The sequence below is a fragment of the Bradyrhizobium sp. CCBAU 53415 genome, assembly GCF_028128735.1.
GTDB lineage: Bacteria > Pseudomonadota > Alphaproteobacteria > Rhizobiales > Xanthobacteraceae > Bradyrhizobium.
Genome location: NZ_LBJF01000027.1, coordinates 553,805 through 574,915 on the forward strand (window position 1 = coordinate 553,805; position 21,111 = coordinate 574,915).

Genomic DNA, 21,111 nt, shown 5'->3' on the forward strand with positions numbered 1-21,111 from the left:
GCGATAATATTTTACCTCCGATAAGAGCAGCAGCGACGCCTGCGCCAACGGCAACCTTTGTCCCGGTACCGATGTCAGATATGAACAATCACCTGACCAATCAAAAAATGTAGCGTAATCAAGTAATATATTTATACGTGTATACCAGTTCGAATTGCAGGGCAATAGGATCACAAGTCTTGGAAACCTTCACCGGGTTCGACTATTCGATGCTTTGAAAGGTTGCGCATGCGCGCGTGTAGCCGATGTCTGCAACTGGTCCATCTCCGAACTAGGGTGAGGGACGCCAACGCGCGGCTATAAGGTGGAGCAGACTCTCCAAGAAGTGCAGCGCAGATTCAAGAGGACGCGCCCTGAAAATGGTCGGAGCTCGCCATTCATCGCACCATGGTCTCGCGATCCCAGGCCTTGTAGTCCGGTGAACCCTGGGTGCGGATGGGACCGTCGTAGCCGTATTCCACCATGTGCACGGTCACATAATCCTCCCCGAGGAATGCGACGCCGTAGGATTGCGGCAGGTCGCAGGCGCTCAGCAGCTTGGTCTCGGAGAAGAGCGGAAAGCTCGCATGGTTGGTGCCGCGCAGCGACGAGACCGGGACGCCTGCAATCGAGCCTGCGAGAGGCAAGTGACAATGCCCGAAGAACACGTGGCGGATCTTCGCCCGGTGGCGATTGATGAGACGCCGGAATGGAGCTTCGTCGAGCAGGCCGATCTGGTCGAACGGGACGAGATGCACCGGCATGGGATTGTGGTGCATGAAGAGCAGGAATGGCCCGTCATGCTCGGCAAGCCGTGCCTCGAGCCAGCCGAGACGATCTTCGCAATAACGGCCGGCGTGCGTTTCCGGTTGGGCGGTGTCGAGGAACAAGCAGCGGCCGGCGGCGGTATCGTGGATGCCCTGGACGAAGCCGCTCTCGTCGGCGAGGTCGGGGAAGACGCTCAGGAAGGCGGCGCGTCGGTCGTGGTTGCCGATGCACAGCCGGACCGGCAGCGGATATTCGTCGAGGCGCTGCTTGAGCCATTGATAGTCGGCGAGATCGCCCCAATCCGAGAGGTCGCCGGTGATCACCATCAACTCGGCGTCGTGATGATCCTTCAGCGCATGCGCCAGCGCCCGTTCGAAATTGACCCGCGGATCGCGGCCGCCGATGGTCGAGCCGGGCGCGGTCAGGTGAATGTCGCTCAGGTGAAGCAGTTTCATCGCCATCTCCAGTCAGCGGGGCACGGGGCGCCGGCGCGCCCCGTGCCAGTGGATGTCAGGACGCTCAGCGCGCCGCGCCTGTCGTCTTCGGCAGCAGCTTCTGCACGTCCGTGGTCATGTCGGCGAGGACGGCCTCGGGCTCCCTCGCGCGGGCGCCCGAGATGATCGAGTTGAGATGATCCTTGATCACGTCGGTGATCTTCAGGCCGTTGTCGCCGGGGAAGGCGTACCATTTGGTGAGCAGCGCGAGCTGGCTGACCGCGGTGTAGTTGTTGGGGTTCTTGACGTAGAAGTCCTTCAGATAGACCTCGTTGGCGACCTTGTTCGGCGGCATGTAACCGGTGGTCTCCGCCATGATCGCGGCGCCCTTGGGGCCGGTCCAGAACTTCACAGCTTCCCAGGCGGCGTCGCGCTTGGCCTTGTCCTTGGCGAGGATCAGCACGACATTGCCGCCGGCCGGCAGCCTGCCGTTCGGGGAGACGACGTCCGGGAACGGAATCGTCTTCAGCGCGAACTTGCCGCCGGTCATCTGCGTGACCTTGTTGAGGTCCGAGGTCGAGGTGATGTGAAAGCCGGTCTTGCCGGCAGCGAACGCCGCGCGCATCGACGGCTGGTCGAGGTTGGGCATGCCGCCCTCGTTGACCAGCCGCGCAATCATGTTGATGGCGAACTTGCCTTCCGCTCCGTCGAACGCGACCTTGGTCTCGTCGGCATTGAGCATGGTGCCGCCGCGCGCGAACACCGGCGCCTGCCACAGCCAGTTGCCGGTGATGTCCCAGGCATAGGTGACGCCGTTGGTGTCGTTGCCGAGCGCCTTGATCTTCTTGGCGAGCGCGATCAGCTCGTCCCAGCTCTTCGGCAGGTTGTTCACGTCGCCGCCGGCCTGCTTCACCAAGTCGAGATTGACGTAGACGATGGGCAGGGAGATCGCGAAGGGAAGGGCGTAGACCTTGCCGCCGGCGGTGCCGATGTCATACATCGCCTGATGGAAGCCCTGCTTGTCGAAATCCTTTTCGGCCGCGATGTAGCCGCCGAGCTCGGCCGGGATGTTCTTGTCGACCAGGACGCGGATGCGGTTCAGGCCCTGGAACGACACGTCGGGCATCTGATTGGTGACGGCTTCGCGCAGCACCTTCTGGGTGGCGTCCTCGTAGGATTCGTAAGGCGCCCGCATCGTGACCTTGATCTCCGGGTGCACCTTGGCGAATTCCTCCGCGATGCGCTTGTGGGTCTCGGTGAACAGCTCCGGATAGGGATACTGCATCACGATCTCGGTCTTTGTCTGCGCGAGCGCAGCTCCGGCCACTAGCGACAGAGCCGCCGCGGCGATGATGGACTTCAGCATGGATAGACTCCTGTTTGAGGTGACGTGGTTACTTGATCCCGGTCAGGGTGATGCCCTCGATGAAGCGGCGTTGGGCAAAGAGGAAGGCGATGACGAGCGGCGCGATGATCACCATCGCGGCGGCCATCAGCGGGCCGTAGCTGGTGCCGGCCTCGTTGTTGCGGAAATGCGCGACCGCAAGCGGCGGCGTACGCAATTGCTCGCTGTTGAGCACGATCAGCGGCCAGAAATAGTCGTTCCAATGCGCGACCACGGAGAAGATGCCGAAGGCGGTCACTGCGGGAATCGCGGCCGGCAGCATCACCCGCCAGACGATGCCGAATTCGGAGATGCCGTCCATGCGCGCCGCATCGACGAGATCGTCGGGCACGGTCTTGAAGAACTGGCGCATCAGGAAGATGCCGAAGACCGAGATCGTGAAGGGCAGGACGAGCGCGGCATAGCTGTCGAGCAGGCCGGCCTTGTGCAGCATCAGGAAGACGGGGATCGCGGTCGCCTGCGGCGGGATCAGGATCCCGAACAGCACGAGCGCAAACAGCGCCTCGCGGCCGAGAAAGCGAAGTTTTGCGAGCGCGTAGGCCGCCGGCAGCGCCACCATCACCTGCAGCACGAAGATCGAGATCGTGACGATGACGCCGTTGAGCAGGAAGCGCAGCAGATTGGCCTTGGCGAAGGCCTCGCGCAGGTTATCCGCCAGCGCGAACCGGTAGGGGATCAGGTGCAGCTCGCTGGAGAAGATCTCGGTCTGCGGCTTGGACGCGGTCGAGATCATCCAGATGAAGGGCGCCAGCATGAGCGCGGCGCCGGCGATCAGCAGCACGTGGCGGAGGATCGCCCGGAATGGGATGGGATGTGCATTGCTCATGTGTAGTGCACGCCGCGATCGGCGAGCCTCGATTTGATCAGGGTGAGCAAGAGAACGAACACCAGGAAGACGACGGTGATCGCGGCGGCGTAGCCTGAGCGGAAGAACTCGAAACCTTCCGTGTACATGGTGTGGATCAGGACCTCGGTCGATTTCGACGGGCCGCCCTTGGTCAGTACGTGCACGGTGTCGAACACCTGGAACGAGCGGATGCCGGAGATCACGACGACGAAGGTCGTGACCGGCCCCAGCATCGGCCAGGTCACGAGGCGGAAGCGAGCCCAGCCGCTCGACGCACCGTCGATCTCGGCCGCCTCGTAGAGCTGCTTGGGGATGGAGACGAGGCCGGCGAGAAACAGCACCATGTTGAAGCCGACCGCCTGCCAGATGCCGATTGCGCACAGCGCATAGAGGGCCGTGCTGCGGTCCTGCAGCCAGGCAAAGGCCGGCAGGCCCGCGCTGCGCAACATCCCGTTCACCAGGCCGAATTGCGGGTGCAGCATGAACTCCCACACGACCGCCATGGCGATCAGGGTCGCCATCACGGGCAGGAAATAGATCGTCCGGTAGAGGCTGCGCAGGCTGGTGCCGCTCTGGATCAGAAGCGCGATCGCAAGGCCTGCGATCACGGCGCCGGGCACCACGATCACGACATAGGCCAGCGTGTTGCGCAGCGCGGTCCAGAACACCTTGTCGGCGAACAGGTCCCGGTAATTGGCGAGGCCGATCCAGGAGAAATGCGGCGCGCCGAGCTGATAGTCGGTGAAGGAGAGGGCGATCACGCCGGCGAGCGGACCAAGCAGCATGATCAGCATCAGTGCCGCGGCCGGCGTCACCAGGGCGTAAGCGGAGTATGTCCGTCGGCTGCCGTGGGCCGGCAGCGTGCGCCGTGTCGCGCCTGCGGGAGCGATGGCCGCGCCAATGGTCATGGAGCCGTCAGACATGGGCGGGCTCGCGCATGCGCTCGGCTTGCTCCGCTCTGAGCTCGATCCGCTTCCCGGCCGGATCGAAAATCCGCACCGCGTCGGCGGCGAAACCGAAGGCGACGGAGCTGGCCATTGCAGGCAAATGCCTGACGTCGGCGAGCCGCGCGATGAGGCGTAATCCGGCGCCATCGATCGCAAGGTGCACGAACGCCTCGGCGCCGAGATTCTCCAGATGGACAACGGTTCCGGAGAACGGCCCCGCGCCCACGTCGATCCGCTCCGGGCGGACGCCGACGCGGCATTCGCCGGCCGCCGCATTGCACGAAAGCCTCAGGGCAGTCCCCAGCACGTCGACGCCGCCGTCCTTGCGGATCCGGCCGGGGAGGACGTTGATCTTGGGGCTGCCGATGAATTCGGCAACACGGATGTCGTTGGGGTGGTTGTAGATCTCCGCAGGCGTCCCGGCCTGAATCAATTCACCGCCCATCATGACGGCGATCCGGCTCGACATCGTCATCGCCTCGGCCTGGTCGTGCGTGACGTAGACGAACGTCGCCTTGAGGCGGCGATGCAGCTCCGCGAGTTCTGCGCGCATATGGACACGCAGCTTTGCGTCGAGATTGGAGAGCGGTTCATCGAACAGGAAAGCCAGCGGCTCGCGCACCATGGCGCGTCCGACTGCGACGCGTTGCCGCTGTCCGCCGGACAATTGCCCGGGCTTGCGCCGCAGCAATGGCGCGATGTCGAGCTGCTCGGCGATCCCTTCGACGTCGGCGCGAATGTGCCGTTCCTTGGCGCGTCGGCTCGGCAGCAGCGTGCCGAGCAGCGGCAGCCGTTCGATCGCCGAGAGGCGCCGCATCCTGAGCGGCACCGCAATATTGTCGAAGGTACTCAAATGCGGATAGAGCGCGTAGGATTGAAAGACCATCGCGAGGTTGCGCGCGCTCGGGCGAACGGCGTCCACCGGGCGGCCGTCGATGTGGACCTGGCCGGAATTCTGCGGCTCGAGGCCGGCAATGATGCGGAGCAGGGTCGACTTGCCGCAGCCGGAAGGACCGACCAGCGAGATGAACTCGCCGTTCTCAATTCGGAAATCGATGCCCTTCAGGACGTCGGTGCCGTCAAAGGACTTGCGGATTGCGGAAAGTTCGATCTGCGCCATGCGCGCTGGTCCCCTGCTGGCCTTGTTGCGGCGCATGAGGAGTTAAGGAGCGCATCTGACATTCACATTACGGTCAATGGCGGTCCTTATGGTCATCCCAGGTTTTGCTTTCGCCGGGTCCGGAACAGGGGAGAATGGCGATCTTGGGGTTGTTGTGGTGGCGTTGACATCGTCGCGCGTCCGTGCGGTCAATGCGGTGTTCGAGACCGGCAGCTTTGCGGCCGGAGCGAGGCGGCTGGGGGTGTCGCAGCCGGCAGTTGCGCAACTCGTGCGCGATCTGGAGGCCGAGTTCGCGGTTGCACTGTTCGACCGGCACGGCCAGACGCTGATCGCGACGCCGTTGTGCCGGCGGCTCTACGCTGCAACGAGCCGCATGCAAGCGATCGAGGCGGATGCGCTGGCTATCCTTCAGCAGCGCGACGAGCCCACGGGAGGCGAGCTTCGCATCGGGCTCGGCAACGCCATGCCGGGCATGGCGCTGATCGCAGCATTCCGCAATCTGTATCCGAAGATCCAGATCAACATCGAGATCGGCAGCTGGTCGGCGATCATGGCCGCGGTGGTCGACCAGCGTGTCGACGTCGCCGTATTGCCGGAAGTGCCGCAGGACAACCGCTTCCGTCGCGAACCCTGCGTACAGCAGCGCGTCGTGGCGATCTGCCATCCCGTTCACGACCTCAGTCGTCAATCGCGCGTGTCTATCGCCGGCCTCATGCAATACCCGCTGGTCTTTCGGACCCGGGATTCCGCGACCCAGCGCGCCGTGGACAGGGCGTTTCGCGTCGTCAAGCTGCGCGCCAGTCCGGCGATCGTCGTCAATACACGCGAGGGGATGCTGGAGGCGGTCGCCAATCGGCTCGGCGTCGGCTTCGTCTGGGAGCACGGCTCGAGCCGCATCGACCGGATCGCGAAGGTGGCGATCGCGGAAATCGAGGCGGAGTCGCCCGAATACATCTTCTCGCTGGCCGGCAAACGCGGCAAGCTGGTCGAGCTGTTCTATCTGGCCAGAAGTCTTTCGCGCTCGGCCGCCGGCGTCGACATCCTGGCTGCACCTTGAAGCGCTGGTCGGGGTTGGGGCTTTCCAGCCAGCTTTGGTTGTGGTGAGATGTAGCGACAACCATGCTGCTGCGCAGCGGGACCGCAAGATATTTTACGTATTTTTGCTCCGGCGATTGGTTTACCCGGCCCAAGATGGGCTATGCTCTCCACTGCGTCGAGGACAAGAATGAGACGTCGGGAGATGGCATGGGACACCAGCGGCGGACGGGGCTGCATCCATGATGACGTTACCGAGACTGGCGGCCGAAACCCTGGAGAAGATGCTAGGTCGGTTCATGCGTCGCCGGTACGACGAACCTTCCGCTCGGGTACTGGAGGGCTCGACGCGCACCGCGATGGAGTGTATCGGCAACAGCGACGCGCTCTACCACAACATCGAGCATACCATGCTCGTGACTCTGGCCGCTCAGGCGATCCTCTCGGGACGCAATCTCCACGCGCATCTTGCGGCGGAGGACTACCTCCACATCCTGATCGCCTGCTTGGCGCACGACATCGGCTATGTCCGCGGCCTGTTTCCGGAGGATGACGAAGACGGTTTCATCATTGACGAGGCCGGGACCAAGGTGTCGCTACCGCGCGGTGCATCGGATGCCAGTCTGATGATGTATCACGTCGATCGCTCGAAACTGTTCGTGCTGCGGCGGCTGCCGCCGATCCGCGGTCTCGACCCGGAGCGCATTGCTCGCGCCATCGAAGGGACGCGCTTTCCCGCCCGTGAAGGCCAGGAATATGACGAGGAAGCCTCGATCCTGCGCGCGGCCGACTTCATCGGCCAGCTCGGCGATCCCAACTATCTGCGCAAGGCCAACGCGCTCTATTGCGAGTTCGAGGAGGTCGGCATCAACCGTCAGCTCGGCTACGACTCGCCCGCCGACATCGTGAACCGATATCCGCAATTCTATTGGAACAGCGTCGCACCGCACATCCAGACAGAGATCGGCTATCTCAACAAGACCGAGATCGGCCGGCAGTGGATCGCCAACCTCTACAGCAACGTATTCCGCGCCGAGCGCGACATCTCGCTGTCTGGCCCGCAGAGATAGGCTGCGATCTTGCAGTCCGGATCGGCGTGGCGACTCCGGGGCCGGTGGCGCCCAATCCCGGATGCCGCTTCGCTCATCCGGCTACGAAATCCGTGAGAAAACCATGCAACAAAAGACCGTCGCCACGGATGTCCTCGACATCGCCTATCGCGAATACGGCGCGCCGGCCGGCTGGCCCTGCATCCTCGGGCACGGCTTTCCCTACGACGTGAACGCCTACGCGGAGGCCGCGCCGATCATTGCCGAGGCCGGCGCGCGGGTGCTGGTGCCCTGGCTGCGCGGCTATGGGCCGACGCGGTTTCGCTCCGCCGGGACGCTGCGCTCCGGCGAGCAGGCAGCGCTTGGTGCCGATCTGCTGGCCTTCATGGATGCGCTCGGCATCGAGCGCGCCATCGTCGGCGGCTATGACTGGGGCGGGCGTGCGGCCTGCGTGGTCTCGGCGCTCTATCCGGAGCGCGTGATCGGGCTCGTCTCCGGCAATTCCTACAACATCCAGAACATCGCCCGCGCCATGGAGCCGGCTTCGCCGCCGGAGGAGGCGGCGCTCTGGTATCAATATCTCTTCCACAACGAGCGCGGCCGCCGCGCGCTGGAGCGCAACCGCCGCGGCTTTGCCCGCCAGCTCTGGACGATGTGGTCGCCAAAATGGGCGTTCGATGACGCGACGTTCGAGACAGCCGCCGCGTCCTTCGACAATCCTGATTTCGTCGATGTCGTGATCCACTCCTACCGCCACCGCTACGCGCTGGTGGCGGGCGATCCCGCCTATGCCGCGATCGAGGCCAGGCTCGCCGCCCAGCCGCCGATCCGCGTCCCGACGATTGCGATCGACGGCGACAGCGACGGCGTCAATTCCGGCACCGCCCACCACGCGCGCATGTTCGAGGGATATTTCGAGCGGCGCGTCTTCAAGGATGCCGGTCATAATCTGCCGCAGGAACGGCCGGCCGAATGGGCGCGGGCGGTGCTCGATGTGCGCAATGCGGCCAGTTAGAGCCTGATTTGTCGTCCTGCCGACCGGCCGGGTCCGCCGGCCGTCCGATCTTTCCTGATCTGGGGAACCTTTTCGGATTGAGGCCGTCCAAGCTGAGAGGCGCCGCTGTGGCCGGCCCGTCGCCAGGAGGGTTCTTGATAGGGGGGTTCTTGATGAAGTCACAAGTGCGTGGGCTGGCGCGTGTCGCGGTGGGTCGGGCGGGTGATCCGCGCTAGCTTGAGGAGACATGCCATGACCGAGAAGAGGAAGCCGAGCGGTCCCGACCTGACCAAAGGCGTGTCGCTGACCGACTTCAAGGAAGCCAAATTGCTCGGCCACGTCGGTGAGGAGGATGTCCTGCTGGTGCAGGCCGGCAGCGAGATCTTTGCGATCGAACCGGCTTGCAGCCACTACCACGGCCCGCTCGCGGAGGGGCTGGTGGTTGGCGACACCATCCGCTGTCCCTGGCATCACGCCTGCTTTTCCTTGCGATCGGGCGAAGCCACGCGTCCGCCGGCGCTGAATGCGCTGGCGGTATGGGAGGTGATGCGTGATCGCGACAAGATCATTGTTCAGCGCCGGCGCGAGGCGCCAAAACCGTCCGCAGCTCGTCGCAGCGCGCCGACGCCGGACAAATTCGTCATCGTCGGCGGAGGTGCGGCCGGATTCGCCGCGGCCGAGACGCTTCGGCGTGAGGGCTTTGCCGGTGCCATCACCATGCTCAGCGATGACGGTGCGATGCCGGTCGACCGGCCCAATCTCTCCAAGGACTATCTTGCCGGCAGCGCCCCGGAGGACTGGCTGCCGCTGCGGGGCGCGGACTACTATCAGGACGCCGGCATCGATCTCAGGCTGAACACGAATGTCTCCGCGATCGATGCGAAGACGCGCAGCGTCACGCTGGGCAACGGCGACAGGCTGTCGTTCGACCGGCTGCTGCTCGCGACCGGCGCCGAGCCGGTCAGATTGCAGGTCCCGGGCGCGGACCAGCCGCATGTCCACACATTGCGCTCCGTTGCCGACAGCCGCGCTGTCATCAAGACGGCGGGCAGCGCCAGGCATGCGCTGGTGATCGGCGCGAGCTTCATCGGCCTCGAAGTCGCGGCGTCCTTGCGGGCGCGCAAGATCGAGGTGCATGTGGTCGCGCCGGAAGAACGGCCGATGCAGAAGGTGCTCGGCGCCGAGATGGGCGACTTCGTCCGGTCGCTGCATGAGGAGAACGGCGTCGTCTTCCACTTGAAGGATACGGTGGAAAAGCTCGCTGGCATGCGCGCGACGCTGAAGAGCGGCGCCGTCATCGAGGCTGACCTGGTTGTGGTCGGCATCGGCGTCAAGCCGCGCCTCGCGCTCGCCGAGCAGGCGGGGCTTGCCGCCGATCGCGGCGTGAGCGTGTCCGAATATCTGGAAACCAGCCTCGCCGGCATCTTCGCCGCCGGCGACATCGCGCGCTGGCCTGATCCGCATTCGCGGCAAACCATCCGCGTCGAGCATTGGGTCGTGGCGGAGCGGCAGGGCCAGACCGCAGCGCGCAACATGCTCGGCAAGCGCGAGCGCTTTGATGCGGTGCCGTTCTTCTGGAGCCAGCACTACGACGTGCCGATCAACTATGTCGGCCACGCCGAGAGCTTCGACGACATCGCGATCGACGGCAGTATCTCCGGAAGGGACTGCCTGCTGAAGTACCGCAGGGCCGGTCGGGTGCTTGCGGTCGCTTCAATTTATCGCGATCTCGACAATCTCAAGGCCGAATTGGAGATGGAGCGGTCGCACGCCTGAAGCGCCGCATTCAGTCTTGATTTGCGTCAATATTGCTGCAGGCGAGGGCTGCTCTGCTGGCTGTTGTCCCGGTACGGCGCGTGCTATCCTGGCGTGTCCCCGCGGGCTTCGCATGCAGGAGTGGCTGCCATGACAAGTACTTCAGATGCGTCTCATCCTTCCAGTCTCGGCTCGGGTATCTCGGCGCTACATGCCAAATGGGGCTGGATCGTTGCCCTCGGCGTCGTTTACCTCATCGCCGGCTTCGTCGCGCTCGGCAGCATGGTGATGGCAACGGTGGCGAGCGTGATCGTGGTCGGCGCGATGATGATCGTTGCCGGCGTGACCGAGGTGATCGGCGCATTCCAGGTGAAAAGCTGGGGCAAGTTCCTGATCTGGGCCTTGCTCGGCGTGCTCTACATCGTTGCCGGATTCCTCACCTTCGAGAACCCGCTCTTCGCCGCCGTGCTGCTCACTCTCTTTCTCGGCGCTTCGCTGCTGGCCTCCGGCGCAGTCAGGCTGTTTCTCGCCTTCAGCATGAAGCGCGAAAGCCCTTGGGTCTGGGTGGCGCTGTCGGCGGTCATCACGCTGCTGCTCGGGCTGCTGATCTTGGCGCGCTGGCCGGTGAACAGCGTCTACATCCTCGGTCTGTTCCTCGGCATCGACCTGATCATGGCGGGCGCAGGCTGGGTCAGCCTGGGCCTCGGCCTGAAGCAGCGGCGTTAGGCCAGCAGGCCATCAACTCGACGCGGGACCATCCTTGGGAACTCCGTTTTTTTGCCGGAGGCCTCTTCGGCGGCATCCGCGCCGCTATCCCGCCTTCGCGATGCGGACGTCCGCCGACCCCGACCGCAGGTTCTGGAAGAACTTCTCCACCTCGCGCGACAGCGTGTCCGCGGTCGCGGTCAGGCTACTTGCCGCCGTCAGCACCGAAGCTGCCGCCGTGTCGGTCTCGCCGATGGCGTCGCGCAGCGAGGTGATGTTGGCCACCAGCGTCTCGTTGCCCTGCGCGGCGCTTTGTGCGTTGGACGAGATCTCGCGCGTGGCGGCGTCCTGCTGACTGACGGCGCCGGCGATCGCCGATGTGACCTCGTTGATCTCGCGCACCGCGCCGCCGATCTCGCGGACGGCGTCGACCGCGTTGCGGGTCGAGGCCTGGATCATCGCGACGTTCTCGCTGATCTCGGCCGTGGCCTTGGCGGTCTGGCCCGCGAGCGCCTTCACCTCATGGGCGACCACGGCAAAGCCGCGGCCGGCATCGCCGGCGCGCGCGGCCTCGATGGTGGCGTTCAGCGCGAGCAGGTTGGTCTGTTCGGCGATCGCCTGGATCAAATTGAGCACACCGTCGATGCGCTGCGTGGCCGCGGCGAGGCTCTCGATCTCGGAGATCGACTTCTCAGTGCGCTGGCCGGTCTGCTCGACCGCGCCGGCGCTCTGCCGCACCTGGCGGCCGATCTCCACCACCGAGGCCGACAGTTCCTCGGCCGCGCCTGCGACCGCCGTGACGTTGTGCGAGGCCTGCTCGGTGGCGTTCGCCGCGGTGCCGGCGCGGCTGCTCGCATCCGCAGTGACACGCGTGATGCTCTGCGCGGTTTCGCGCATGACCGACGCGATGTCGCTGAGGCCGCGCATGATCGCACCGATCGCCTCGCGAAACTCCTCGACGGACCGTTCGATGTCGCGGGCGCGCTTCTCGCGTGCGGCGGCGTCTTGCGACACTTGCGAGGCGAGCTTGCGGTTGCGGCCCATGGCGTCCTGGAACACCTGGATCGCGCGGGCCAGCGCGCCGATCTCGTCGGCGCGGTCCGAGTGCGGCACCACGACATTTTCGGCGCCGTCGGCGACCTGCTTGATGGTGGCGGTGATCGAGGCGAGCGGCCGGGCGATCGAGCGGGCGATGATGACGATGCCGATCGCGACGAGGGCGAGCGCCACGCCGCCGAGGCAGGTCAGCACGAAGGACAATTCGCGATTGGTCTCGGTCTGCTGCGCGATCTGCCTGGCGCGCTCGGCATAGACCTTGGACAGCGCCTCGAGATCCTTGTTCAGCGCCGAGCGCACGGCGCGGTTGGCGTCGTTGTCGCCCCATTCGCGGCCCGCGGCCGCATTGATCTCGACGCCGCGGCGCACCAACTCCTTGCGGAACTCGACGAACTGCTCGATGCGCTGCTTGAAGGTGGCAAACTGCCTGGCATCGTCGGCTTTGACGATGGTCTCCCAGCGCTTCACGACGTCGAGGATCTGGGCGTTGAACCTGAGCAGGCCGTCGCCGTACTTCTTCACGACCTTGGGTTCGGTCGACATGTAGACGCCGCGCGATTCCATCACCACCGCATAGACCAGCGAGTTGACGCGCTCGACGTTCAGCGCGGCGGCATTCGCCGTCTCGATCGCGCTGGTCAGGTCGGCGCTGCGGCGGCTGTTGTAGTCGGACAGCATCGCGATCGCCGCCGTGAGCAGCGCGAACAATGCGAAGATCGCGTAGAGCTTGGCGGCAAGCGTGAAGCGGCCTGCCAGCTCAATGGCATTCCCAGATCGGTCTGATGTCATGGTGTTCAGGGGCCCGGAATGGCCTGAAGCGGCCGGTGAACGGGGTCGTGCGAAATTGATGCGAAACTATGCGGAATGAAGATGGATGCGGCGTTAACGCGCCGGTTGCCTCTCTTCGTCCTTGGTCGAACGAAAGGTAAGATATTTCAGCGTCTTGATCCGAAGGTATAGTTTCGGGATAGTCTTGGAGTCGGCCGTTGGCCGACGAATCCCGGAGAGGCCCTTGGTCTACCGCCATACCATCGACGCCACGAGCTACGTGTTTCCGGACCTGCGCGACCTCCTCGCCAAGGCGACGCCGCCGCGCTCCGGCGACCGGCTGGCCGGGGTCGCCGCCGACACAGCCGCGCAGATGATCGCGGCCCGGATGGCGCTCGCCGACGTCCCGCTCGCCCAATTCCTGCAGGAGGTGGTCATCCCCTACGAGAATGACGAGGTTACACGCCTCGTCATCGACAGCCATGACGCCATGGCCTTTGCGCCGGTGGCATCGCTCACGGTGGGGGCCTTCCGCGACTGGCTGTTGTCAGACGCTGCGACATCGGAGGCCCTGCGCAAGCTCGCGCCCGGCATCACCCCGGAGATAGCGGCCGCGGTGTCAAAGCTGATGCGGAACCAGGATCTGATCCTCGCAGCGCGGAAATGCGAGGTCACCACCGCCTTCCGGGACACCATCGGGCTGAAGGGGCGGATGAGCACGCGGCTCCAGCCGAACCATCCGTTCGACGACGCCAGGGGCATCACCGCCTCGATCCTCGATGGCATCCTGCTCGGTGCCGGCGATGCCTGCATCGGCATCAATCCCGCGAGCGACGATCCCGCCGTCATCGCGCAATTGCTGCGGCTGCTCGACGAAATCATTGCGCGGCTGATGATCCCGACGCAAGGTTGCGTCCTGACCCATGTTACCACGACGCTGTCGCTGATCGGGCAGGGCGTGCCGGTCGACCTCGTCTTCCAGTCGGTCGCCGGCACAGAGGCTGCCAACCGCAGTTTCGGCATCGACCTCGCACTTCTGAAAGAGGCGCAGCAGGCCGGGCTGTCGCTGAGGCGCGGCACGGTCGGGCAGAACGTGATGTATTTCGAGACCGGCCAGGGCTCGGCGCTCTCGGCGGGCGCCCATCACGGGGTCGACCAGCAGACCTGCGAGGCGCGCGCCTATGCGGTCGCCCGCGCCTTTGCCCCGCTGCTCGTCAACAGCGTGGTCGGCTTCATCGGCCCGGAATATCTCTACGACGGCAAGGAAATCATCCGGGCGGGACTGGAGGATCATTTCTGCGGCAAGCTGCTCGGCCTGCCGCTCGGGGTCGACATCTGCTACACCAACCATGCCGAGGCGGACCAGGACGACATGGACAATCTCCTGACGCTGCTCGCCGCCGCCGGCGTCACCTTCATCATGGGCGTCCCCGGTGCCGACGATGTCATGCTGAACTACCAGTCGACGTCTTTTCACGACGCGCTCTATGTTCGCGACGTCTTCGGTTTGCGCCGCGCGCCGGAATTCGACGACTGGCTGGCGCGCTCGGGCATTACGGGCGCCGATTTCCGCCTGGCCGGCGATGCAGGTCTGCTGCCGGATTTTGCCTCGCGGCTGATCGCGTGAGGCGGTGGAAGATGCCAACTCTCCCGTCGAGGAAACCATCGGCGCCTCCCGGAATTATGCTTCTGCCACAATATTGAGAAATTCCGGCGACAGCATTACGCTGGGTGTCCTGGCTGGCAATTTCCGCACCATCGGTCGAGCGTGGCGGGGGAGCTTTGATGCGAGCTGAAAGTAACGGAACGTCCCGGCGGATTCTCTGTGTGTTTCCGCGCTACACCTCGTCCTTCGGTACGTTCGAGCATTCCTATCCCTTGACCGACGGCGTCCGCGCCTTCATGCCGCCGCAGGGACTGCTGCTGATCTCCGCCTACCTTCCGAAAGAGTGGCAGGTCAAATTCGTCGACGAGAACCTGCGCCGCACGACGAGGGAGGAATTCGAATGGGCGGAAGCAGTCTTCGTCAGCGGCATGCACATCCAGCGCCAGCAGATGAACGACATCTGCCGTCGCGCCCATGAGTTCGATCTGCCGGTCGCGCTCGGCGGGCCATCGGTCAGCGCCTGCCCTGACTACTATCCGTCCTTCGACTATCTGCATGTCGGGGAGCTCGGCGACGCCACCAACCAGCTGATCGAGATCCTGTCGCGCGACACCTCGCGTCCCGAGGCCCAGGTGGTGCTGACCACCAAGGATCGCGTGGCGATGACGGAGTTTCCGATCCCCGCCTACGAGCTTGCCGACGTGAAGAAGTACTTCCTCGGCAGCATCCAGTATTCCAGCGGCTGCCCCTATCAGTGCGAGTTCTGCGACATCCCCGGCCTCTACGGCCGCAATCCGCGCATCAAGACGCCGCAGCAGATCATCGCCGAGCTCGACCGGCTGCGCGAATGCGGCATGACCGACACGGTTTATTTCGTCGACGACAATTTCATCGGCAACCGCAAGGCGGCGATGGACCTGTTGCCGCATCTGGTCGAATGGCAGAAGCGGACCGGCTATGTGGTGCGGCTCGCCTGCGAGGCGACGCTCAACATCGCCAAGCGGCCCGAGATCCTAGAGAAGATGCGCGAGGCCTATTTCGTCACCATCTTCTGCGGCATCGAGACGCCCGACCCCGATGCGCTGAAGGCGATGCACAAGGACCACAACATGATGGTCCCGATCCTGGAGGGCGTGCGCGCCATCAACTCCCACGGCATGGAGGTGGTCTCCGGCATCATCATGGGGCTCGACACCGACAAGCCGAACACCTCGGAGGCGTTGCTCGCCTTCGTCGAGGAGTCCCGGATTCCGCTGCTCACCATCAATCTGCTCCAGGCGCTGCCGAAGACGCCGCTATGGGACCGTCTGGAGCGCGAGGGCCGCCTGGTCCACGACGACGGCCGCGATTCCAACGTCGACTTCCTGTTGCCTTATGACGAAGTCGTCGCATCCTGGAAACACGCGATGAGCGTGGCTTATGCGCCCGAGAAGGTCTACGCGCGCTATCAGTATCAATGCGACCACGTCTATGCGCGCCGCCTCAAGATGCCGGTGCCGGACGAGATGAAGACCTGGCCGAACATCCGGCGCGGCCTCGTCATGCTGCGCAACATCTTCTGGAAGGTCGGCGTGCTCGGCGACTACAGGCGCGTGTTCTGGAAGTTTGCGCTGGGGCGCATCAGGCGCGGCGACATCGAAGGCCTGATCGGCTGCACGCTGATCGCGCACCATCTCATCACCTTTGCGCGCGCGGCTTCCAGCGGCAAGCAGAACGCCTCGAACTATTCGATCCGCCTGCGCGAGGCCGCCGTTCCCGCCGAATGATGCGACATGTCTGATCCGGTTCCGCCGCGCCGTCCGGCCCGCGATTTGCGGGCGTTCACGCCCGCGCGGGTCGCGCTCGGGCGCAGCGGCGCGAGCATGCCGACGAGGGCGCTGCTTGATTTCACGCTGGACCATGCCCGCGCGCGCGATGCCGTACATGCGGCCTTCGACACGCTGCGTCTGGTCGCCGATCTCGGCGCCCTCGGGCTTGCCGTGACCGAGGTGAGGAGCCGGGCGGTCGATCGCAGCGACTATCTGCGGCGGCCGGATCTGGGACGACAGCTCGAACCCGGCTCGGCGCAACTCCTTGCACGAAGCGCCTCGGCGCCGTGCCAGCTCGCGCTCGTGATCGGAGACGGCCTGTCCGCGGCGGCGGTCCACGCCCATGCGGCGATCGTGGTGAGGCGCCTGTTGCCGTTGCTCGCGCAGGGCGATGACGTCGCGATCGGCCATGTCGTTATCGCATCAGGCGCGCGCGTTGCGCTCGGCGACGAGATCGGCGCCATTCTCGGTGCGCGCATGGTCGCGGTGCTGATTGGCGAGCGGCCGGGCCTGTCCGCACCCGACAGTCTCGGCGCCTATCTGACCTTCGCGCCGAAGCCCGGCCGCACCGACGCCGAACGCAATTGCGTGTCGAACATCCACCACGCCGGGTTGAGCTACGACGAGGCCGCGTTCAAGATCGCTTGGCTCGTCCGCGAGGGCCTCGCCCGGCAGACCACCGGCGTGGCTTTGAAGGACGAGAGCGCGGACCGCGCGCCGCGCCAGATTGGCACAGCGTCGTCGGGATGATAGGCGATTGGAACCCGGAATCGCCGCTTCTTGATCGATTCGGCCCCGCTTCGCCAGCTTGCGAAAAGACCTGTTGACCTGCTAAACCCCTCGCGGCGATTTTCCGCGCATTTTCAAAGGCCAAGCCTCCCATTGGTATGGCGTTTTCAAGCCGTTCGCGGAGCGCAATAAGCTCTCAAGACCGAGCCGATCTAGGAACTGGACAAGGCATGCTCGAAAAGCACAGCGAGAGTGAGGTTCATGTCGACAAGGTCGAGCAGGGACCTGCGTCCTCGATCGCCTTCGGCCTGGAGCGCCTCGGGCTGATCGCCGTCCGGGCGCCGATCGTCTCCTGCATCGTCCTGCTCGCCCTGATCGTCGGCGCCGTGTTCGGCATCCACAGGATCAAGATCGACGATTCGCTGTCGCAGCTGTTCCGCTCCGACACCCGCGAATTCCGCCAGTACGAAGAGGTGACGAAGAAGTTTCCCGCGGAGGAGTTCGATGTCCTCGTCGTGGTCGAGGGCAAGACTCTGCTGGCACGGAACAATCTGGAGAAGCTGCGCGACTTCGTCACCGACCTGCAACTCGTGGATGGCACGCGCGGGCTGGTCTCGCTGTTCTCGGCGCGTCAGGCACCGGCGCCGGGCAAGCTGCCGGCGGCGCTGTTCCCGGCCGATCTGCCCGAGGGCGCGGCCTATGACAAGTTCATCGAAACCGTCAAGAACAACGAGATCATCCGCGGCAAGCTGTTGTCGGAGGACGGCACGCTGGCGCTGATCGTGCTCTCGCTCGATCCGGAGGTGGTCGCCTCCAACAAGCTGACCAAGACCGTGGGCGACATCCGCGCGCTGATGAAGGAAGACCTCGGCGACACCGGGCTCAACGTGCAGCTCTCCGGCGTGCCGGTGATGCAGCTCGAGATCCGCAACGCGGTCGAGCGCGACGGGCTGACCTACAACATCCTCGGCATCCTCGCCGGCTGTATCATCGCCATCATCTTCTTCCGCAAGATCTCGTTCATGATCGCGGCGGCGTTCCCGCCGATGATCGCGATCCTGCTGGCGCTCGGCGCCCTCGGCTGGGCCAATTTCAACCTCAACATGTTCCTGAACGTGATGACGCCGCTCATCATGGTCATCAGCTTCTCGGACTCGATGCAGCTGACCTTCGCCGCGCGCGACCGGCTGATCGCGGGCCAGGACAAGTTCACCGCGTTCAAGAATGCGGTGCTGGTGGTGGGACCTGCCTGCGTGCTGACGCACGGCACGGCCGGCATTTCCTTCATCGCGCTGCAATTCTCCGACTCCGACCTGATCCGCAAGTTCGGCGAGGCGGGGCTCGCCGCCACCATCATCGCGCTGGTCGCGGTACTGTCGCTGGTGCCTGTTTTCGGCGTGCTGTTCGTGCGCAACGAGAAGGTCTTCGCGGTCAAGTTCCAGGGCGCCGATGCCGGCGTCCAGGCGCTGCGCAATTTCTGTTACTGGATCGCGGTGCGCATGGTGGGCCGTCCCGGCCTGTTCAGCCTGATCGCGGTGCTGTTCGTCGGCGGCCTCGGCGTCATCTACGCCAATCTGGAGCCGCGCTACCGGCTCGCCGACCAGGTGCCGGACAAGCGCCAGGCGGTCGCCGCCAGCGACCGGCTCGATGCCAAGCTGACCGGCGCCAACCCGGTCAACGTGCTGATCCAGTTCCCCAAGGGCGAATCACTCTATTCGCCGGAGACGCTCCAGACCATCGCCGACGTGCATGCGACCGTGGAGAAGACGGCCGGTGTCGGCAACGTCTGGTCGCTGGAGACGCTACGCCGCTGGCTGGCCGAGAGGGCGGGCAGCGCCGACGTGGCGACGTTGAAGGAATATGTCAATGTCATCCCCGAGCATCTGGTGCGGCGGTTCATCGATGCCGCGCAGGATGCCGTCGTGGTCGCCGGCCGCGTACCGGACAAGGATTCCAGCCAGCTGCTGCCGATCGTCGACAAGCTCGACCACGAGCTCGACGCCGTCCGCAAGAAGCATCCCGGCTACGAGATCGCGGTGACGGGTCTTGCCGCCATCGCTGCGCGCAACTCGGCCAGCATGATCGAGAAGCTGAACCACGGCCTCACCATCGAGTTTGCGCTGGTCGCGATCTTCATCGGCCTCGCGTTCCGCTCCTGGGTGGTGATGTTCGCCTGCATCCTGCCGGGCATCTTCCCGGTGGTGATGTCGGGAACGGTGCTGTGGGCGATGGGCGAGGGGCTGCAATTCGCCAGCGTCGTCGCGCTCACCGTCTCGTTCGGCCTCGGCCTCAGCGCCACCATCCACTTCCTCAACCGCTTGAGGCTCGAGAGCAAGCCGGGCGTCGGCTCGGCGCTCGCGGTCGAGCGCGCCACTGTTCTGGTCGGACCTGCGCTGATCCTGACCACGGTGGTGCTGGCCTGCGGCCTCGTCGTCACCGTGTTCTCGGACCTGCCGTCGCTGCGGCTGTTCGGCTGGCTCAGCGCCTTCTCGATGGTGATGGCGCTCGTCGCCGACCTCTTCATCCTGCGGCCGACGGCGATGTGGCTGATCAACCTGCACGGTAAGCTGCAAGGGCCGGACAAGCCGGCGATCTGAGCGGCTTCATTCATCGGACATGGGTTCGGCGCAGCCTGAACGGCTGAGCCGATATTCCGGCCGGGGCGCCATGCGGACGATGCGGCACGACAACTCGATCGTGGGATTTCAGCGGAGGCGGGGTGGCGATTCAACCACCTTTTTCGCCCCGTTGGTCTCGAGCGGACACCTGCGAACCTGGTCCATGTCGGCAAAAAGCCCCCGGCTCGCAAGAACCGGGGGCTTTTTCCCCATCGGAGCGGGAAGGGCGTCAGCCCTTCGTCATCGTGATGTTGACGCCGCGGATCTCGCCCTTGGAAGAGATCTGCACCGTCTGCTTGGTGCCGTTGGTGCGCAACGAAAGGTTGGCGGCAAAGCCGTTGGCCTCGACGAACACGTCGATCTGGCCGCCGCCGGCGGTGCCCTGGAGATTGCCGAAGATATTGCGGCTGGACTCGCTCCAATTGCCGGAGATGCGCTCGCCCTGGCTGGTCACGTCGCTGGTGAGGTCGAACTTGTAGCTGTCGGACGCGCAGTGCAGCGCCTGCTTCAGATTGAGGCCGCCGCCGGCGACCTTGTAGTCGGCCTTGCAACGGATGCGCTCGGTGGAGCCGTCGGACAACGACACCGTGCCGGTGCCGGTCCAGGCGCCGTCGAAGCCGGCAAACGGTCCGGACGACTGAGCATGGCTTGCCGAGACTGAGAAGAGCAGCGCCGCCCCGATGCCGGCCGCCTTGATTGCCAGTCCAGATCGCCCAAAGAATTTCATCTCAAATATCCCGTTTTGGAACGACGTCCGTCCTAGATCGAAGACGTCTCGCCACATCGAAGGTTTAGTGTTCCGAGCCTGTGTCAGGTTCAACAAGCAGGCACCAGGGATGGCGGTTCACGGGATACCGGCGGGGTGCCCGGGCCCTGCGATCTGCCGTGTTTCGGCATGTTTCCGGCCGAAACGGCGGGTCGTAGAGATGCAGCGCTGCAACAGCCATGCAGCAAAATGCGCCTTGTCTGAATTATGACGTAGTATCAATCTCTTACATCTGCCAATGAAGGTCGAGAGAAGACCTGATTTGGCGGGCGCGGCGCCAATTTGGCCGCATTTGCCAGTGCTTGTGCCTTCTCTGAGGCCGCACTTTCCGCGCGGCGACTTGCCATCAGAATAGTCCGTTCCGGTCGTCCGCCCTGCGCAGTCCGGGCCCGGTGCGATTCTGCCGTCAGAATGAAGGAATACAATGCGTAAGCTTCTCGTCGCTCTCACCCTGCTGTCGGCATCTTTTTCGACGGTGGCGTTCGCCCAACAAGGGCGTGGCACGGACGCCGAGCAGAAGGCCTGCACGCGCGACGTGCAGAAGTTCTGCCGTCCGGTCATCGACCAGGGCGATTTCACCATCCTGGCCTGCCTCAAGGAGAACCGGACCAAGATCTCGCAGGCCTGCGACCAGGTGCTGAAGAACCACAACCAATAAGCCCGGCCATTGACCCCAAAGGCGAATCCCGGAGCCGCCTTTGGGGTCGGATCCGCAAAGGGCA

At 64.6% G+C, this 21,111-nt stretch carries 17 protein-coding genes; 10 read left to right on the forward strand and 7 right to left on the reverse strand.

Translation table 11 applies throughout. From position 1 onward, the window contains the following. Nucleotides 1–377 precede the first annotated feature (377 nt). From XH87_RS30745 to XH87_RS30765, 5 genes are all read right to left on the reverse strand, one after another. Nucleotides 378–1,202: a phosphodiesterase gene (locus XH87_RS30745; protein ID WP_271590123.1), complete on the reverse strand. Its 825-nt coding sequence runs from the start codon at nt 1,200–1,202 to the stop codon at nt 378–380. Nucleotides 1,203–1,266: 64 nt separating this feature from the next. Next, on the reverse strand, nt 1,267–2,547 hold the full coding sequence (locus XH87_RS30750; protein WP_271590124.1) for an ABC transporter substrate-binding protein: 1,281 nt from the start codon (nt 2,545–2,547) through the stop codon (nt 1,267–1,269). 28 nt (nt 2,548–2,575) lie between these two features. After that, nucleotides 2,576–3,412: a carbohydrate ABC transporter permease gene (locus XH87_RS30755; protein WP_035709314.1), complete on the reverse strand. Its 837-nt coding sequence runs from the start codon at nt 3,410–3,412 to the stop codon at nt 2,576–2,578. Then, complete coding sequence (locus XH87_RS30760) at nt 3,409–4,356, reverse strand: carbohydrate ABC transporter permease (protein WP_035709316.1); 948 nt, start codon at nt 4,354–4,356, stop codon at nt 3,409–3,411. The genes XH87_RS30755 and XH87_RS30760 overlap by 4 nt, the downstream gene beginning before the upstream one ends. Next, on the reverse strand, nt 4,349–5,500 hold the full coding sequence (locus XH87_RS30765) for an ABC transporter ATP-binding protein (RefSeq protein ID WP_271590125.1): 1,152 nt from the start codon (nt 5,498–5,500) through the stop codon (nt 4,349–4,351). The genes XH87_RS30760 and XH87_RS30765 overlap by 8 nt, the downstream gene beginning before the upstream one ends. A gap of 157 nt (nt 5,501–5,657) precedes the next feature. Here XH87_RS30765 and XH87_RS30770 point away from each other — a divergent pair, with 157 nt between their 5' ends. The 5 genes from XH87_RS30770 (at nt 5,658) to XH87_RS30790 (ending at nt 11,059) form a co-directional block, all read left to right on the forward strand. Further along, a complete protein-coding gene (locus XH87_RS30770) occupies nt 5,658–6,557 on the forward strand; it encodes a LysR family transcriptional regulator (protein ID WP_271590126.1) in 900 nt (299 codons plus the stop codon). 220 nt (nt 6,558–6,777) lie between these two features. After that, nucleotides 6,778–7,605: an HD domain-containing protein gene (locus XH87_RS30775; protein ID WP_271590127.1), complete on the forward strand. Its 828-nt coding sequence runs from the start codon at nt 6,778–6,780 to the stop codon at nt 7,603–7,605. A 103-nt stretch (nt 7,606–7,708) separates the two neighbouring features. Further along, nucleotides 7,709–8,599 (forward strand): alpha/beta fold hydrolase, encoded by an 891-nt coding sequence (locus XH87_RS30780; RefSeq protein WP_271590128.1) that lies wholly within the window; start codon nt 7,709–7,711, stop codon nt 8,597–8,599. Between the two features lie 231 nt (nt 8,600–8,830). Further along, nucleotides 8,831–10,354 (forward strand): FAD-dependent oxidoreductase, encoded by a 1,524-nt coding sequence (locus XH87_RS30785; RefSeq protein ID WP_271590129.1) that lies wholly within the window; start codon nt 8,831–8,833, stop codon nt 10,352–10,354. Nucleotides 10,355–10,483: 129 nt separating this feature from the next. Continuing rightward, nucleotides 10,484–11,059 (forward strand): HdeD family acid-resistance protein, encoded by a 576-nt coding sequence (locus XH87_RS30790; RefSeq protein WP_035709348.1) that lies wholly within the window; start codon nt 10,484–10,486, stop codon nt 11,057–11,059. Between the two features lie 84 nt (nt 11,060–11,143). On the opposite strand, the gene XH87_RS30795 is transcribed toward XH87_RS30790, so the two are convergent. Then, on the reverse strand, nt 11,144–12,883 hold the full coding sequence (locus tag XH87_RS30795; protein ID WP_271590130.1) for a methyl-accepting chemotaxis protein: 1,740 nt from the start codon (nt 12,881–12,883) through the stop codon (nt 11,144–11,146). 223 nt (nt 12,884–13,106) lie between these two features. Between XH87_RS30795 and XH87_RS30800 the strand changes: the two genes are divergently transcribed. The 4 genes from XH87_RS30800 to XH87_RS30815 all read left to right on the forward strand — a co-directional run bounded on the left by XH87_RS30800 (nt 13,107) and on the right by XH87_RS30815 (nt 19,602). Further along, nucleotides 13,107–14,489 carry an ethanolamine ammonia-lyase subunit EutB gene (locus XH87_RS30800; protein WP_271590131.1) on the forward strand — a complete coding sequence of 461 codons (1,383 nt, stop codon included), beginning with the start codon at nt 13,107–13,109 and terminating at the stop codon, nt 14,487–14,489. 158 nt (nt 14,490–14,647) lie between these two features. Continuing rightward, complete coding sequence (locus XH87_RS30805; RefSeq protein WP_035709358.1) at nt 14,648–16,234, forward strand: B12-binding domain-containing radical SAM protein; 1,587 nt, start codon at nt 14,648–14,650, stop codon at nt 16,232–16,234. Between the two features lie 6 nt (nt 16,235–16,240). Further along, nucleotides 16,241–17,026, forward strand: a complete 786-nt coding sequence (gene eutC, locus XH87_RS30810; RefSeq protein WP_271590132.1) for an ethanolamine ammonia-lyase subunit EutC — start codon at nt 16,241–16,243, stop codon at nt 17,024–17,026. A gap of 209 nt (nt 17,027–17,235) precedes the next feature. Then, on the forward strand, nt 17,236–19,602 hold the full coding sequence (locus XH87_RS30815) for an efflux RND transporter permease subunit (RefSeq protein WP_271590133.1): 2,367 nt from the start codon (nt 17,236–17,238) through the stop codon (nt 19,600–19,602). Nucleotides 19,603–19,852: 250 nt separating this feature from the next. Here the strand turns inward: XH87_RS30815 and XH87_RS30820 are convergent, their stop codons facing one another. After that, a complete protein-coding gene (locus tag XH87_RS30820) occupies nt 19,853–20,350 on the reverse strand; it encodes a hypothetical protein (RefSeq protein WP_035709366.1) in 498 nt (165 codons plus the stop codon). Nucleotides 20,351–20,813: 463 nt separating this feature from the next. On the opposite strand from XH87_RS30820, the gene XH87_RS30825 reads away from it, so the two are divergent. After that, on the forward strand, nt 20,814–21,047 hold the full coding sequence (locus XH87_RS30825; RefSeq protein WP_035709369.1) for a hypothetical protein: 234 nt from the start codon (nt 20,814–20,816) through the stop codon (nt 21,045–21,047). Nucleotides 21,048–21,111: the final 64 nt, after the last annotated feature.